The 15242-nt window shown below is 64.3% G+C and carries 18 protein-coding genes; all 18 read right to left on the reverse strand.

Going from position 1 to position 15242, the window contains the following annotated elements; genetic code table 11:
* Window positions 1-130: 130 nt before the first annotated feature.
* The 18 genes from ACTHNE_RS11470 to ACTHNE_RS11555 all read right to left on the reverse strand — a co-directional run bounded on the left by ACTHNE_RS11470 (window position 131) and on the right by ACTHNE_RS11555 (window position 15233).
* Window positions 131-772, reverse strand: coding sequence for a protein phosphatase CheZ (locus tag ACTHNE_RS11470; protein WP_324940674.1), 642 nt, complete (start codon window positions 770-772; stop codon window positions 131-133).
* Window positions 769-1176 (reverse strand): chemotaxis response regulator CheY, encoded by a 408-nt coding sequence (cheY, locus tag ACTHNE_RS11475; RefSeq protein WP_324940677.1) that lies wholly within the window; start codon window positions 1174-1176, stop codon window positions 769-771. Before cheY ends, ACTHNE_RS11470 begins: the two co-directional genes overlap by 4 nt.
* A gap of 245 nt (window positions 1177-1421) precedes the next feature.
* The gene (locus ACTHNE_RS11480) at window positions 1422-2156 is read right to left on the reverse strand and encodes an RNA polymerase sigma factor FliA (RefSeq protein ID WP_324940679.1); all 735 of its coding nucleotides are present in this window, start codon (window positions 2154-2156) and stop codon (window positions 1422-1424) included.
* A gap of 1 nt (window position 2157) precedes the next feature.
* Window positions 2158-3081 carry a MinD/ParA family ATP-binding protein gene (locus ACTHNE_RS11485; RefSeq protein ID WP_440269315.1) on the reverse strand — a complete coding sequence of 308 codons (924 nt, stop codon included), beginning with the start codon at window positions 3079-3081 and terminating at the stop codon, window positions 2158-2160.
* A gap of 14 nt (window positions 3082-3095) precedes the next feature.
* Window positions 3096-4448, reverse strand: coding sequence for a flagellar biosynthesis protein FlhF (gene flhF / locus ACTHNE_RS11490; protein ID WP_440269316.1), 1353 nt, complete (start codon window positions 4446-4448; stop codon window positions 3096-3098).
* Complete coding sequence (locus ACTHNE_RS11495) at window positions 4445-4633, reverse strand: hypothetical protein (RefSeq protein WP_440269317.1); 189 nt, start codon at window positions 4631-4633, stop codon at window positions 4445-4447. The genes flhF and ACTHNE_RS11495 overlap by 4 nt, the downstream gene beginning before the upstream one ends.
* Before the next feature lie 19 nt (window positions 4634-4652).
* Window positions 4653-6743: a flagellar biosynthesis protein FlhA gene (gene flhA / locus ACTHNE_RS11500; protein WP_324940687.1), complete on the reverse strand. Its 2091-nt coding sequence runs from the start codon at window positions 6741-6743 to the stop codon at window positions 4653-4655.
* A gap of 404 nt (window positions 6744-7147) precedes the next feature.
* Entirely contained in the window at window positions 7148-8284 is a 1137-nt protein-coding gene (gene flhB, locus ACTHNE_RS11505) for a flagellar biosynthesis protein FlhB (protein ID WP_324940690.1), read from the reverse strand.
* Window positions 8285-8520: 236 nt separating this feature from the next.
* Window positions 8521-9288 (reverse strand): flagellar biosynthetic protein FliR, encoded by a 768-nt coding sequence (gene fliR / locus ACTHNE_RS11510; RefSeq protein ID WP_324940693.1) that lies wholly within the window; start codon window positions 9286-9288, stop codon window positions 8521-8523.
* Window positions 9285-9554, reverse strand: coding sequence for a flagellar biosynthesis protein FliQ (gene fliQ, locus ACTHNE_RS11515; protein ID WP_324940696.1), 270 nt, complete (start codon window positions 9552-9554; stop codon window positions 9285-9287). Before fliQ ends, fliR begins: the two co-directional genes overlap by 4 nt.
* A gap of 10 nt (window positions 9555-9564) precedes the next feature.
* Window positions 9565-10326: a flagellar type III secretion system pore protein FliP gene (gene fliP / locus ACTHNE_RS11520; protein ID WP_440269322.1), complete on the reverse strand. Its 762-nt coding sequence runs from the start codon at window positions 10324-10326 to the stop codon at window positions 9565-9567.
* 206 nt (window positions 10327-10532) lie between these two features.
* Window positions 10533-10916 (reverse strand): flagellar biosynthetic protein FliO, encoded by a 384-nt coding sequence (gene fliO / locus ACTHNE_RS11525; protein WP_440269318.1) that lies wholly within the window; start codon window positions 10914-10916, stop codon window positions 10533-10535.
* On the reverse strand, window positions 10913-11215 hold the full coding sequence (gene fliN, locus ACTHNE_RS11530; protein ID WP_324940707.1) for a flagellar motor switch protein FliN: 303 nt from the start codon (window positions 11213-11215) through the stop codon (window positions 10913-10915). The genes fliO and fliN overlap by 4 nt, the downstream gene beginning before the upstream one ends.
* 47 nt (window positions 11216-11262) lie before the next feature.
* Entirely contained in the window at window positions 11263-12279 is a 1017-nt protein-coding gene (gene fliM / locus ACTHNE_RS11535; protein ID WP_440269319.1) for a flagellar motor switch protein FliM, read from the reverse strand.
* Between the two features lie 277 nt (window positions 12280-12556).
* Window positions 12557-13045 carry a flagellar basal body-associated FliL family protein gene (locus tag ACTHNE_RS11540; RefSeq protein ID WP_440269320.1) on the reverse strand — a complete coding sequence of 163 codons (489 nt, stop codon included), beginning with the start codon at window positions 13043-13045 and terminating at the stop codon, window positions 12557-12559.
* Window positions 13046-13345: 300 nt separating this feature from the next.
* Entirely contained in the window at window positions 13346-14599 is a 1254-nt protein-coding gene (locus ACTHNE_RS11545) for a flagellar hook-length control protein FliK (protein WP_324938002.1), read from the reverse strand.
* A gap of 70 nt (window positions 14600-14669) precedes the next feature.
* Window positions 14670-15104 (reverse strand): flagellar export protein FliJ, encoded by a 435-nt coding sequence (gene fliJ / locus ACTHNE_RS11550; protein ID WP_440269321.1) that lies wholly within the window; start codon window positions 15102-15104, stop codon window positions 14670-14672.
* Window positions 15105-15107: 3 nt separating this feature from the next.
* On the reverse strand, window positions 15108-15233 hold the full coding sequence (locus ACTHNE_RS11555) for a hypothetical protein (protein ID WP_440269323.1): 126 nt from the start codon (window positions 15231-15233) through the stop codon (window positions 15108-15110).
* Window positions 15234-15242: the final 9 nt, after the last annotated feature.

The raw sequence follows: 15242 nt of genomic DNA on the forward strand, positions 1-15242 counted from the left end.
CTCCCGCTAGCGTGGCCGCCAGCCCCGCTATTGGGGGAAGCCATGTGGCTCTTTTCAACCGAGAACTGGTGGTGTCGCGTTGTGGCGGGAATGACGGCTCGGAAAGATGACGCAAGCATCCACAACATCCTCAGAAGCCAAACTCGCTCAGCAACCGATCCACTTCGTCCTGGCTGTTGACCTTCGCCACTTCCACCGGCGCCTCGCGGCCGGCCAATGCACCGGTCAAACGCACCAGTTCCAGCAGCGACGATTCGACGCTCTCGATGAAGCTCACCACTTTCTTCACGCGCTGGCCGGCCAGGTCCTGCCAGGACTGCACCAGCACCATGTCGTTGAGGCCTTCGCAGCATGCGCTGGCGAACACCTGCGCCTGGCGCGCCAGCACGGCGGCGGGATCGGTGTCGCTGCTGTTGAAATCCAGCACCGCGTTGGCGTTGTTGGACAGCGCCTCGGCTTCGGGACGGATGCGATCGACGAAGTCCAGGCTGCGATGCGCGGCCTTGGAACTCATGTCCAGCACTTCGGCCAGGTGATTGCGCGCATCGACCATGCTGTCGGGCACGCCTTCGTTGGCCAGATCGCTGCCCAGGCGCGAGACGGCGCCGTGCAGGTCGCGCGCGAGCACGCCGAGCGCGCGGAACAGATGCTGCTCGCGCTGGCGCACCATCGTATCGAGCGCCTGTTCGAAGGCGGTGCCGTCTTTGCTGTTGAGCAGCTCCAGTACTTCCGGCGGCAGGCTCTCGTTGACGGGGACGGTCATGGCATTCATGCGGATGCTCCACTGGCGGCCAGGCGCTCGAAGATCTTGTCCAGCTTTTCTTTGAGCGTGTTGGCGGTAAAAGGCTTGACGATGTAGCCGTTCACGCCGGCCTGGGCGGCAGCGATGATCTGCTCGCGATTGTTTTCGGCTGTCACCATCAGCACCGGCAGGCCTTTGAGCTTGGGCTCGGCGCGGATCGCCTGCAGCAGCTCGATGCCGGTCATGTTCGGCATGTTCCAGTCGGTGACGACCATGTCGAAGGGGTTGGCCTTCAACATCGCCAAGGCGTTATGGCCATCGTCGGCCTCCTGGATCATCGGGTTGCTGAAACCCAGTTCGACCAGCAGGTTGCGAACGATTCGCCGCATGGTGGAGAAGTCGTCTACCACCAGGATTTTCATGTTCTTGTCCAAACACCTTCTCCAGAGGCTTGAAAACGAGGGGAGTGAGGAAAAACGAGTGGGCTGCGAACCGTCGGTGTGGCTTCTTGCTTGGGAAGAAGGTTTCGCCGGCGCAGGTCGGCCAAACCAGGAAGCGCCGCCGAACCTCGATCGCCGGCGAAGCCTTCTTCCGAAGAGAAGGCCGCACGCGGCGGTGCGCAGTGTTGGAAGTGCCGTCGTAAAAACTCGTCGCCTACTCCTTCCTTCGTTCGTTGTCGCTAACCGCGCCAGTCGCCCATGCGCGCACGCAGCCGCACCAGTGCCTGGCCATGGATCTGGCACACGCGCGATTCGGTCACGCCGAGCACCAGCCCGATTTCTTTGAGGTTCAGTTCCTGCTCGTAGTACAGGGACATCACCAGTTGTTCGCGCTTGGGCAGCGTGCCGATCGCCTCGGCCAACGCTTCGCGCAAGCCATCCTGCTCGAAGCTGTCCTGCGGCCCCAGGCTGTCGTGGTCGACCACGTCCAGCGCGCCGCTTTCGCCGCCTTCGCCGTCATCGGGCGCAGTCAGGCTGAGCAAGCGCGCGCTGGTCGCGTCGGACAACACCTGGTGGTACTCCTCGGCGCTCATGCCAAGCCGTTTCATCACCTCGGCGGTATCCGCATCCGCGCCGGTTTCGTTTTCGATCTGCCGCACCACCTCGGCCACTTCGCGGACCTTGCGATGCACGGAACGCGGGGTCCAGTCGGTGCGCCGAAGCTCGTCCAGCATCGCGCCACGTATGCGGATGCCCGCATACGTCTCGAAGCTGGCCGCGCGATCGGTCGTGAAATTTCGCGCCGCCTCCAGCAAGCCGATCATCCCCGCCTGCATCAGGTCTCCCACGTCAACGCTCGGCGGCAATCGACCCATCAGGTGATAGGCGATACGCCGCACGAGCGGCGCATGCTTGCGCACCAGTTGATCGGCATCCTCGCGTTGCAGCTGCAGATATTCCGAAGCCACGTTCATGTCACCACCCCGCAGCCGGCACACTTTGGCCGCTGAAAAAGGCAATTCGCCCCAGGTCCGGGTTTGCGGGTTTACCCCATGTATCGACCGCACCTGCCAATTGCTTGAATCCCATCGCCGCGCGGCTGGATGGCCACAGGTCGACCACCGCGCCCTGGCGCCTGATCGCCTGCCGCAGCCATTCGTCGTGCGGCACCATGCCCATGTAGTCGAGCGCCACGTCAAGGAAGCGCCCGCACACACGCGCGAGTTTTTCGTAGAGTTTTTTCGCATCGCCCGCCTGGCGCACCATGTTGGCGACGATGTGGAAGCGCCGCACGCCGAAGTCGTGGGCGAGAATCTTGATCAGCGCATACGCATCGGTGAGCGAGGCCAGCTCGTCGCACACCACGATCAGCACGTCGTCGGAGGCGGCGGCGAACATCGCCACGTTGTCGGCCACGCCGGCGGCGGTGTCGACCACCAGGAATTCCGGCGGCTGGATCAAATCGTCGAACGCGCGGATCACCGCGGCATGCTCGCCGTTGCCCATCTTGGCCAGGCGGCGCACGCCCGAGCCGCCCGGTATCACCTTCAGGCCGTGCTGAGCCGGAATCACCAGATCCTGCAGCGTGCACAGGCCTTCCAGCAGATGCCCCATATGGCGCATCGGATTGAGGCCGAGCTGCACGTCTACATTGGCCACGCCCATGTCGGCGTCCAGCAGCATCACGTCGCGGCCGGCCATCGCCATCGCCATCGCCAAGTTCACCGCCACGGTGGTCTTGCCGACGCCGCCCTTGCCGCCCGCCACCGCGATGGTGCGCGTGATGCGCGAGCGCGGCAGGATCGGCCGCAGCGCCGCGGCCTGGTGGAACACGTCGCGCTCTTCCCGCAGCGGGCGCGCTGGCGAGAACAGGTTATGCAAGCCGGCGGCCTGGTTCACGTGAAGTGCCTCCTTCATAGTCCTGCCACCGCCATGCCGAAACGTTCGGCCATATCCAATTCATCCCCGTTGATGCCCAGCCGGCGCTGCTGCTGCGCGGCGCGGCATACCAGCACGCGCGCGTCGGCCGCGCTGATGTCTTCGGGCACGCGCTGGCCGTCGGTGGTGCAGTCCAGCGGAATGCCGTGGCGGATCAATACGGAAAGCAGGCCGCCCAGGCTCGGCGCTTCGTCCAGCTTGGTGGCGATGCATGCGCTGGGCTTGATCGGCAGGTACGCGCGCACCGATTCATCCAGTGCCGGCGCCTGCGCATTCGCGGCCAACACCAGGCAGGCGCGCAATTGCGTGGCACCATGCACGCTGGCTTCGCGCAGCACTTCCATCTGCTGTTGCAGGCGCGGATCGCTGCCGGATACGCCGGCCGTATCGACCAGCACGGTGTGGTGATCGCGCAGCAGGTGCAGCGTCTGTGCCAGGCCGATCGCGTCGTAGGCCGGATACACGCGCACGCCGAGCAGGCGGCCGTAGTGCTCGAGCTGCGCGGCGGCGCCGATGCGGTAGTGATCGGTGCTGACCAGCGCGACCTTGGTCGGGCCGTGATGCATCACCGCGCACGCGGCGAGCTTGGCGATGGTGGTGGTCTTGCCCACGCCGGTGGGGCCGACCAGCGCGGTCACGCCGCACACATCGGCCAGGCCGCGGCCGCTCACTTTCAGGCTGCGGCTGAGCAGGCCCAGCGGCAGGTAGCGCGCCTGGTCAGCGTTGATGTCCTCAGGCAGTTCGTCGATCAGCCTGCGCGCGACATCGGTATCGATGCCAAGACGCGACATGTCGCGCAGTACGCGGGCGCGCATCGGGCTGCGGCGCTCCATGTCGTTCCATGCAAGGCTGGAAAGCTGTTGTTCGAGCAATTGGCGCAGACCGCCGAGCTCGGTGCGCATGCGCGCGGTTTCCAGCGCATGCTGCTCGATCATCGGCTGCAGCGCAGCGATCTCACTGGCTGGCAGCGGCAACGGCGGTGGTGGCGGCGGCGTGGCGGCGCGCATTTCTTTCGGCGGCACTTTGGCCGCTTCCTTGATCGCTTCCTTGGCGCGCTCTTTCAGCAGCTCCCGTGCCGTCTCCTTGGGCGGCTCTTTGGGTGTTTCCTTTGCGGCTTCCTTCGCCGGCGGTTTGCTGACGGCCGGCGCTGGCGTGTTGACGCGTGCAGCTTCGCGCATCAGCGCTTCGTCATAGTCGACGGCGGCGATGATTTCGATGCCTTCTTCCAGGCGACGCGTGGAGAGGATCACGGCGTCGGCGCCTTGCTCGGTGCGCACGTCGCGCATGGCCTGGCGCATATCGGGGGCGAGGAAGCGTTTGATTTTCACGCGGCGCTCCTTGCGGTGCGCTGCAACCAACCCTCATGGCCGTCATTCCCGCGAAAGCGGGAACCCATTTTGCTCTGATGCAAAAAGTCAATGTGGATGCCCGCTTTCGCGGGAATGACGGCCATGGAAGAACGTGCGTAATCGCAAGAACGCAACATCCCCAAATTCGATTTCATCGCCACCATCTCACCCTCTCCGCATCTCTCAACGGCCAATCGCCTGCACTAAGCGCACACGACGGTTGTCCGGTACTTCGTTGTAGGCCAGCACATGCAGGTTCTGGGCCACGTGGCGCGTAAAGCGCGAAAGCCACGGACGCAGTTGCGGTTGCACCAGCATCACCGCCGGTTCGCCGCTGGCCTCCTGCCGCCGCGCCGCTTCGGCGACGCTCTGCTGCAGGCGGTCGGCGAGCCCCGGTTCCACGGCCGCGCCGGCGGCACCGCTGCTCGAGAGGGATCCGAGCAAAATCTGTTCCAACTCCGGAGCAAGCGTCAGGACCGGGATTTCGGTACCCAAACCTGCGATCTCCTGCACAATTTGACGGCCAAGTGCGACACGCACATAGGCGGTCAGGGCGCCAGGATCCTGACTCTGGCCGGCGTGTTCCGCCAAAGACTCGACAATCGTGCGCATATTGCGGATCGGCACGCGCTCGGCCAGCAGGTTCTGCAGCACCTTCACCACCACGCCCAGCGACAGGCGCTTGGGCACCAGGTCTTCCACCAGCTTGGGCGTGGTCTGCGCCAGGCGGTCCAGAAGCTGCTGCGCGTCCTGGTGGCCAAGCAATTCGTGCGCGTGGTTCTGCAGGATATGCGACAGATGCGTGGCCACCACCGTGGCCGGATCGACCACCGTGTAGCCCAAAGCCTGGGCGTGGTCGCGCTGGTTGTTCTCGATCCACACCGCTTCGAGCCCGAACGCCGGATCGCGCGTGGCCACGCCATGCAAGGTGCCGTGCACACGGCCGGGATTGATGGCCAGATGGCGCTCGGTATACACCTCCGCCTCGCCCATCGGTACGCCCATCAGCGAGATGCGGTAAGTGTTGGGCCCAAGATCCAGATTGTCGCGAATATGCACCGCCGCGACGAGAAACCCGAGCTCCTGCGACAGCTTGCGGCGCACCGACTTGATGCGCGACATCAGCTCGCCGCCCTGGTTCTTGTCGACCAGCGGAATCAACCGGTAGCCCACTTCCAGGCCGACCGGATCGACGCTGGCGACGTCTTCCCAACCGAGTTCCAGCCGCTCCGTCGACGCGGGTGCGGGCAAGGCGTCGGTCGCGGCCTGGGCCAGGCGTTCCTTGGCTTCGCGTTCGCGCTTGACCATCAGCCACGCCGCGCCGCCGCACACCGCGCCGAGCAGCAGGAAGGCGATGTTCGGCATGCCGGGGATCAAACCCATCACCGCCAGCACCACGCCGGCCACCGCCAGCGCGCGCGGCTGCGCGAACACCTGCCCGACCACTTGCTTGCCCATGTCCTGCGACTTGGACACGCGCGTGACGATCACCGCGGTGGCGATCGACAGCATCAGCGCCGGCACCTGCGCCACCAGGCCGTCGCCGATGGTCAGCAGCGTATAGGTGCGCGCCGCTTCACCGGCGCCCAGGCCATGCTGCAGCATGCCGACGAAGAAGCCGCCGACGATGTTGATGAAAAGAATCAGGATGCCGGCGGTGGCGTCGCCGCGCACGAACTTCGAGGCACCGTCCATCGAGCCATAGAAATCCGCTTCCTCGCGCACTTCCTGGCGACGCTCGCGCGCCTGCTCCTGCGTCAGCAGGCCGGCGTTGAGATCGGCGTCGATGGCCATCTGCTTGCCGGGCATCGAATCCAGGGTGAAGCGCGCGGTCACTTCCGACACGCGCGTGGCGCCCTTGGTCACCACCACGAAGTTGATGATGGTGAGGATCGCGAACACCACCAGGCCGACCGCGAAATTGCCGCCGATGACGAATTCGCCGAACGCCTCGATCACCTTGCCCGCCGCACCCGCGCCGTCGTGGCCGTGCAGCAGGATCACGCGGCTGGACGCGATATTGAGCGCCAGCCGCAGCAAGGTACCCAGCAGCACTACCGTCGGGAACGCCGCGAATTCCAGCGGCCGCATCACGTACACCACTGCCAGCAGGATCACCAGCGACAGCGCTATGTTGAAGCTGAAGAGGATGTCCAGCACGAACGGCGGCAACGGCAACATCAGCATCGCCAGCATGGCGAGCATCACGATCGGCGCACCCGCGCCGCGGCGGCTGGCCTGCTTGAAGGTGTCCAGAACGTTAGCGGTTGCCATGCATGGGCCTTGTCGGTTTACGGTTGGCGGCGAAATGCTGGGATGGTCATCCCGGCCCGCGCGTTGGAAAACCGACGCGCCGCCACGGTCATGACGTTCATTGCAGGTTTCGTGCCTTGGGGATGCTCTGATTTATTCCACGCACCCGGCATGACGTCCAGAAGGCCCGCAGGGTGTGTTGCGTGGCGCAGGGCAGACTGGCCGTCTGTTCAAGCCGCGCGGCGCAGCCTGCGGGCCTTCTGGACGTCACCCCTCATGTAAATTCAATCGGTTGGGGCCGCCCTGTATGCGCGCCTCGCTGCACCCCAGCGTCTCGACGATGCGCCAGTCTGCCTTCGCCGCTGGAGCACAGCGAGGCGCGCATACAGGGCGGTGACGGGTACGTGGAATAGATCAGAGCATCCCTACGGCCGGTAGCGGCCCTGCAGCTCCGGATCGATATCCGGCTGCGGCGCATCGGGCATGGCGCCGCCACGTTCAACGGCCTGCTTGAGCTGGTAGACGTAGGCGAGAATCTGCGCGACCGCGACATAAAGCGCCGACGGAATCTCGTGCCCGATCTCGGTGGTGGCGTACAGCGCGCGCGCCAGCGGCGGCGCCTCCACCAGCGGAATGCGATGCGCGTCGGCGACCATGCGGATCTGCATGGCGAGCACGTCCAGACCCTTGGCCACGACACGCGGCGCACGCATGCGCGCATCGTCGTAACGCAGCGCCACCGCGAAGTGCGTGGGGTTGACCACCACTACGTCGGCCTTGGGCACGTCCTGGATCATGCGCCGGCGCGCCATCTGGTGCTGCATCTGGCGGATGCGGCCTTTCAGGTGCGGGTCGCCTTCGCTTTCGCGGTGTTCGTCCTTCTGCTCCTGCTTGGACATGCGATGCTTGCGCGCGTAATCGAAACGTTGCCACATCGCGTCGAGCGCACCGATCACGCCCAGTATCACCGCAAACAACAACGCTGCATGCGCCACCAGCGACAACGCCCGGCCGACACCGGCGCCGATCGCTTCGCGCCCGGTCGCCATCACCGCAGCTTCGTCGTGACGCAGCAATAAAACCAAAGCAATGCCGATCACGGCCACTTTCAGCAATGACTTGGCCAATTCGATCAGCCCGTTGAGCGATACCAGGCGGCCAAGGCCGGAGATCGGATCGAGCCGTGCAAAATTCGGCGTCAGCGCTTGCGAACTGAAATTGAAGCCACCGATCAAGACGGTGGAGCCCACCGCCGCCAGCATGGTCGCGGCGAACACCGGCAGCAGCAGCGCCAGCATGTCGCCCAGCGCCGCATGCAGCACGCGCGACATCAGCTCGTCGCTGAACAAGGCATCGCGCGAATAACCCAGCCCTAAGGCATACACGTGCCGCATGTGCACATACATGCTGGAACTGTAGGAAAGCAGGATGCTGGCGCCGGCCAGCACCACCATCGCGCCGGACAGATCGCGCGATCGCGGAACTTCGCCTTTCTCGCGCGCTTCCTGGAGGCGTTTTTCCGACGCTCGTTCGGTGCGGTCTTCGTTTTCCGTCTCGGCCATGGTTTACAACCTCGCCGTAGACTGCCCCCTCCCCTGCTTGCAGGGGAGGGCTGGGGTGGGGTTGCATGCACTTGCGGCACAACTTGAGCTCAAGGCGAGATTCGCTTCACCCCACCCCAACCCTTCCCTACTGCACGTAGGGGAGGGACCAGATCCGGCAAGCCGATGATTTCTCCATACAACGCTGCGCATTTGCACAAACGCGAGCGCCGGGAAGAAGACGAAAGAATTCATCATCACAGCCCCACCAAACCGCGCATCAACTGCCAGCCCGCCGCCTGCAGCGCCGAATACGCGCCTGCCAATCCGCGCAGCGCCAGCCACAACGCGATAAAGCCCATGCAGATGCTGATCGGAAAACCCACCGCAAACAGATTCATCGCCGGCGACGCACGGCTGGTCGCCGCAAAGCCGATATTCACCAGCAACAGCGCCGTCATCGCCGGCAAGGCCACGCGCAGCGCGCCGGCGAACAGATCGCCACCGGCCATCACGATCGCCCACAGCGATTTGCCATCCACGCCGGTAACGCCTGGCGGCATGCTGCGCAGGCTGTCCGCCAGCAGCTGGATCACTTGCAGATGGCCGTCCATCGCCAGAAACAGCAGGCTCACCATCACCATGTAGAACTGCCCCAGCACCGGCACGCTGGTGTTGCTGGTGGGGCTGATCATTTCGGCAAACCCTAAGCCCATGCTTTGGCCGACCAGGATGCCGCCGTAGGACACCGCCTGGAAAACCAGTTGCAGCACAAAGCCAATGCTCGCGCCGATCAACATCTGCGTAACCATGGTCGCCACGCCGGCAGCGCTGAACAGATCCATCTGCGTCGGTGCAAGTGGCGACAGCACCATCGTCAGCACCACGATCAGTGCGCCGCGAATGCGCGCCGGCACCACGGTGGCGTTGAAGATCGGCGCCGCCATGCAGAAGCCGCCCACGCGACCCAACGCCCAGAACATGCCGGACAGCCAGTGGATCAACGCGGCCAACTCGATCGTCACTTGATCGCTTCCGGCAATCCCACAATGATGTCGTGCGTAAATTGCACCAGCGTGTGCAGCATCCACGGTCCCGCCAGCAATACTACCGCCGCCATCGCCAGCAGCTTGGGAATGAAGCTGAGTGTCATTTCATGGATCTGCGTGGCGGCCTGCAGAATGCCGATCAGCAGGCCCACCAGCAATGCGGCGAGCAGCAGCGGCGCGGCGACGAGCATGCCGATGTAGAGGGCATGCTGGCCGAAGTGGATCACCCATTCAGGCGTCATGTGCGCGCACTCATGTGTAGAAGCTCCCCGCCAAGGTACCCACCAACAACGCCCATCCATCCACCATCACGAACAACATGATCTTGAACGGCAGCGAGATGATCGACGGCGACACCATCGCCATACCCATCGACATCAATACGCTCGCCACCACCAGGTCGATCACCAGGAACGGGATGAACAACAGAAAGCCCATCTGGAACGCGGTCTTCAATTCACTGGTGATGAATGCGGGCATCGCCACACGGAACGGCACGTCGTCCTTGCTGGCATAGGGCTGTTCTTTCGCCAGATGCGTGAACAGTTGCAGATCCGCATCGCGCGTCTGGTTCAGCATGAAATGCTTGAACGGTGCGGCGGCAGCGGGAATAGCGGCTTCCGCGCTGATCTGGTGATCCATGTATGGCTTTACCCCATCTTCGTAGGCGCGGTTGAGCACCGGCGACATCACGAACAGAGTCAGGAACAAGGCCAGGCCCAGCAGCACTTGGTTGGGCGGCGTGGACTGCGTGGCCAACGCCTGGCGCAGAAAGCTGAGCACGATGATGATGCGCGTGAACGAGGTCATCATCAGCAACACCGCCGGCAGCAGCGTCAGCACCGTCATCAGCGCGACCACCTGCAGCGACACGCTCCAGTTCTGGCCGCTGCCCGCATTCTGCACGGTCAGGACGGGGATGCCGGCTTGTTGCGAGATCGGGGCGATGGGTGCGATGGGCGCAATGGCTGTCGACGTGCTGGCTGTCGTTGCCGCGTGCGCGAACGGAGCCATGGCGAACAGCAGCAACAGCACGAGATAAGCCACGCACTGCCGAAATCTGCTCCCTCCCCTGCGTGCAGCAGGGGAGGGTTGGGGTGGGGTGAAGCCAACCTCGCAGCAAACCTCAACGGCGCGGGAAGCTAGTGCAACCCCACCCTGCCCCTCCCCTGCACGCAGGGGAGGGAACCACTTAGCTGTTTCTGGGGAAAAGTTTTCCATCACTTGCGCCCCAGCCGGCTCAACAACTCCGCAAAAGGCGGCATCGGCACCGGCGCGGGCGCTGTTTCCACCGGCACCGTACCGTCATACACATGCAACGCGCGCACGCCACCGGCGCCCACGCCCACCAGCAAACGCTTGCCATCGGCCTCGATCAGCAACACGCGCTCGCGTGCGCTGATCGACATGCTTTCCACGCAACGCAAACGGCGTCCGCCCACGAACTGGCGCGACTGCAGGCGCCGTGTCAGCCAGCCAGCGGCGAAGATCAACGCCACGATCGCGCCCAGGCTCAACACCACGCGGATCAATTCGCCGGTCACATTGATATCGGACACGCTCGCCGCCGGCGCGCGCGCCAATACGGTCATCACGATGCTCATCTCAGCTTGCGCACCCGTTCGGCCGGACTGATCACGTCGGTGAGACGGATGCCAAATTTCTCGTTGATCACCACCACTTCGCCGTGCGCCACCAGCGTGCCGTTGACGAACACGTCCAGCGGTTCGCCGGCCGCGCGGTCCAGCTCCACCACCGAGCCCTGGTTGAGTTGCAGCAGGTTGCGAATGCTGATGCGCGTGCGGCCCACTTCCATCGCCAACGTCACCGGCACGTCCAGGATCATGTCCAGGCTGACGTCGGCCGCGTTGTCGCCGGCGGCGCTCAAGGCGTCGAATTCCATGCGCGGCTGTGCGCCGTTGACGCCGTGATTGGGGTCGAGGGTCTGGCTCATGCGATTTTTTCCGGAGCAAAGTCGAACGTGGAAAGAGGTGCGCGGCGCCCGGCCGCGCGCTTGTAGCGAACCGCGTAGCGGCCATTGGACTGGCCATACTCGCCGCGGAAAATCGGTATGTCTTCGGCGAATACCGTGGTCATGCCAGGCAGGCTGATCGGAATCACGTCGCCTACGCGCAGGCCGAGGAACTCTCCGATGCTGATGTCGGTTTCCAGCAGCAGCGAACTGAGCTCGACTTCCGCGTCCATCACTTCTTCGTGCAGGCAGTTGATCCAACGCTCGTCGCGCTCGCCCATGCGGTCGCTCTGCACACCGGCGTCGAGCATGGTGCGGATCGGCTCCACCATTGAATAAGGCAGGGTGAGATGCACCTCGCCGCCGCCGCCGTCGAGCTCGACGTGGAAGCGCGAGACCACCACCGTTTCGGTAGGGCTGACGATATTGGCGAACTGCGGGTTGATCTCCGAGTTCATGAATTCGAACTGCACCTGCATCGCCGGTGCCCAGGCTTCGACCATCGCGGCGAACACTTCGACCAGCAGGATCTGGATCACGCGGTTTTCGGTGGGCGTGAAATCGCGACCTTCGATGCGCGCGTGATAACGCCCGTCGCCGCCGAAGAAATTGTCGATCACGGTAAAGACCAGGCGCGGCTCCATCACCGCCAGCGCGGTGCCGCGCAGCGGCTTCACCTTGATCAGGTTGAGATTGCTCGGCACGTTCAGGCCGTGCACGTATTCGCTGAACTTCTGCATCTTCACGCCCAATACCGACACTTCGCAGGTCTTGCGCAGCACGCCGAACAGACCGGTGCGGAAGAAGCGCGCGAAACGATCGTTGATCATTTCCAGCGTGGGCAGGCGCCCGCGCACGATGCGGTCCTGCTGGGTGAAATCGAAATCCAGCACGGAGCCTGGCGGTGGCGGCAAGTCGCTTTCGGTTTCGATCTGGCCGCCATCGACACCGTTGAGCAGGGCGTCGATTTCTTCCTGTGAAAGAAGGTCGCTCATCGTAAGAGCCTCGATAGGGTCTTGGCGTAGCCCGCGTTGTCACGGTGCATCCGCCTGGTGGTAGTGCACGGCGCAGCGCTTGCCTGGCTGGCAAGCCAAGCCGCGCGCGCACCGCTCGTGGACGCACCGTGACAACCCTCCGGGCCGGAGCTGTTTGCTCGCCGGGCTGCGTCCTCTCTCAGTTGTGCATCGACATACACGCCTTCGTTCCTCCTTGCCCGACAAGCAAACAGATCCGGCGCGGGCCACGCCAAAACCCTATCGAGGCTCTACTCCCTCACTGCATCACGAAGCTGGTGAAATAAAGCGCGTCGACGTCCGGCTTGCCGGTCTTGTCGGCGACGATCTTGCGCACGGCATCCAGCGCTTCGGCCTGCAGCTTTTTCTTGCCGGCGATGTCACTGAGGCCCGCATAGGTCTGGCTGCTGAACAGCATCACCAGCGCATTGCGGATCACCGGATCGCTTTCTTTCATGGCCTGCACCGCGGCCGGGTCGTGCGTCATCACGGTCACGCCCACCTGCAGATAGCGCGTGGCGTCCTGGTCCTGGAAGTTCACTACGAAGGCCGGATCGAGCGGCAGGAACAGTTCCGGCGCCTTCGGCGCACCGGCCGCAGCGGTAGGCTGCGCATGCTGTGCGCGGCTGTAGAGATAACCGCCCACGCCCAGCAGGGCGAGCACAATGATGCCCGCATACATCTTGGCGCCGCCTTTTTTCTTCGGTACGGCAGCTTCGTTTCCGTCGACAGTCTCGGCGTTAGCCATGAACAACCTCATTCCATAACAAGACGTGGCGCCGCGCCTTTCGCAAAGCGGGCTTAGCTGCAGAACTTTTAGCAAGCTGCGTGCCACGGTGGGGAAGCGCATAACGGCGCGGTTTGTGGCGAGAAGAGGCGACGCGGGTGGCGTTTTATTGACGCGTGTCGGAATGAAGGCGCGTGCGCTGCGTGGTGATTTTGTCAGCTGACGAAAATAACCAACGTAACCATGTCGGATTACGATGCTGGGGTTCGCCCCGGATCAAGTCCGGGGCTCAGCCCCGCCTACGGGTGTTTACGGTGCGCGTCAGGCAAACGCGTCGACCAGGCCTACGGCTATGCGCGTTGCTGCTGCGATCGGAGTGTCCGCGACCGATTCGTCACTGGCGTTGCTGGATGCCTGCGCATGCTGCCCTTGTTGCGCAAACTGCTGCTGCGCATGCTGGCCTACCGTCGCGTGTCCCAACGAGAGGCCCTGCCCGCCGAGCATCTGGTTGAGCTGGTCCAGGCCCTGCTGCACGGCGGCGGTGGCGGCCGGATGCTGGGTCATGAAACTCACATCCACGCGGCCGTGCTCCACGCTCACCTTCACGTCGAGCGGGCCGAGATCCTGCGGGTTCAAGCGTATCTGCGCCTGCTTCACGTCCTGGCCGCTGAGCCAGGTGATCTGCTGGCCGAGTTCCTTGGCGAAGCCGGAGGAACCGACCGGTGCATTCATTGCGAGGTTGTGCGTGGTGCCTGTGGGTGCGCTCGTCGGAGGTGCTGACACCGCTGCGGTAAGACTGCCCAACGCGGCAATATCGGGCGAGCTTTGTGATGTGCTGTCGGTGCTCGTCGCCGGCGCGGCGGCATGGCCGACCGCGGCCAGCCCTGCCGCGAAGGTCTGCAGATTGTCGCCGTTGCCCGATGCAGGTGCGCTCCCATCCGTAGGCGCCGCGCCATGGCTGGCATCGCCAGCGGTGGCGACGCTGGCGTTCGCGTCCGCAAAGATGGATGCCTTTTGCGACAGTGCATCAATGCCCTGGTTTGGCGCACCAACGTTGCCTGTGGCCGTTCCCGCAGGCACGCTCATGGCGACCGCCAACGGCGTGGGTATCAATGCGGCCGCCAGCGCATCCGGTTGCGCGGTGGTTGCCGGCTTGTCGCCGGCTTGCGGCGCGGGCTTGGCGGGCGCCGCATGCGCGGCGTTGCCACCGTGCGTATCGCCGACCACGTGATCGATCAGGTTCAGCACGACATGCGCCAGGGTGCCGGCGCCGCCGGTGAGATCGATGCCGACATCGCTGCCGTTGTTGGCATCGTCCTGCTTGGATGCATCGGCGGCGCCCGGCTTGTCCGCAAGGTTTGCGTTCGCCGCTTGCGCGTTGTTGTCGTTCTGGCTTGCGTCGCTGGTTTGCGCGGCGCCCTGCGCCGGATCCGCCGGCGGCGTTTGCTGTTGCTGAGCCGACTGCAGATGCGCGCTGAAGCTGGCGCCGCCGTGCTGCTGGCTCGCCGGCCGCGGCGCGCCCACATGCTGCGTCGAGGAGGCAATCGGCAGAGAAGGTAGTGGCGTGGCGCTCATGCGGGCATGCTCTTCAATACGTTGATCCAAGTAATGGGCAGCAAGAAGCAAGCCAGCAACGGGAAATGTGTCATGGCGCGCCCAGCCGATGGCTGCGATGCTGCATCCGCTCGTCCACTTCCGCCTGTTCAAGCCGCTGTTCGCGCTGGCTTTCCTGTTTGCGCAGGCGATCGACCACGCTTTCGAGCGCGTTCTCGCGCGCATGCGCCTGCAGCCAGCGTTCGCGCGCGCCCTCGAGCTGGCGCTGCAGGCGTTCGATCAGCTTGGCCTGCTGCACGATCGCCTGGTCGATGCGATCGACGAATTGTTGACGGTTGAGCAGCGCGCTTACCGTCAGGCCACCGTCGGCCAGGCTGTAGTCGCGCCGATAGCGTTGCAGTTCTTCCAGTTGCTGTTCGGCGTGCGCGAGTTTCTGTTGATGATCGGCCAGGCGCTGCAATGCGTCTTTCTGGCGGCGCTGTGCCTGGTCTACGGCCGGTTGCAGTCGATCCGAGCGCGATGGCATGGCTTAGATCTCCGCCGTCAGTGAGGCCAGCCGTTCTTGCGCAGCATGCAGTTCGACCGGCTCGTCGACCTCCTGCTGCAGGAACCGGGTCAGCCGCGGATACATCGCGATGGCCTGGTCCACTTGCACGTCCGAGCC

It is taken from the genome of Dyella sp. (assembly GCF_051954575.1).
In the GTDB taxonomy this organism is placed as follows: Bacteria; Pseudomonadota; Gammaproteobacteria; order Xanthomonadales; family Rhodanobacteraceae; genus Dyella_B.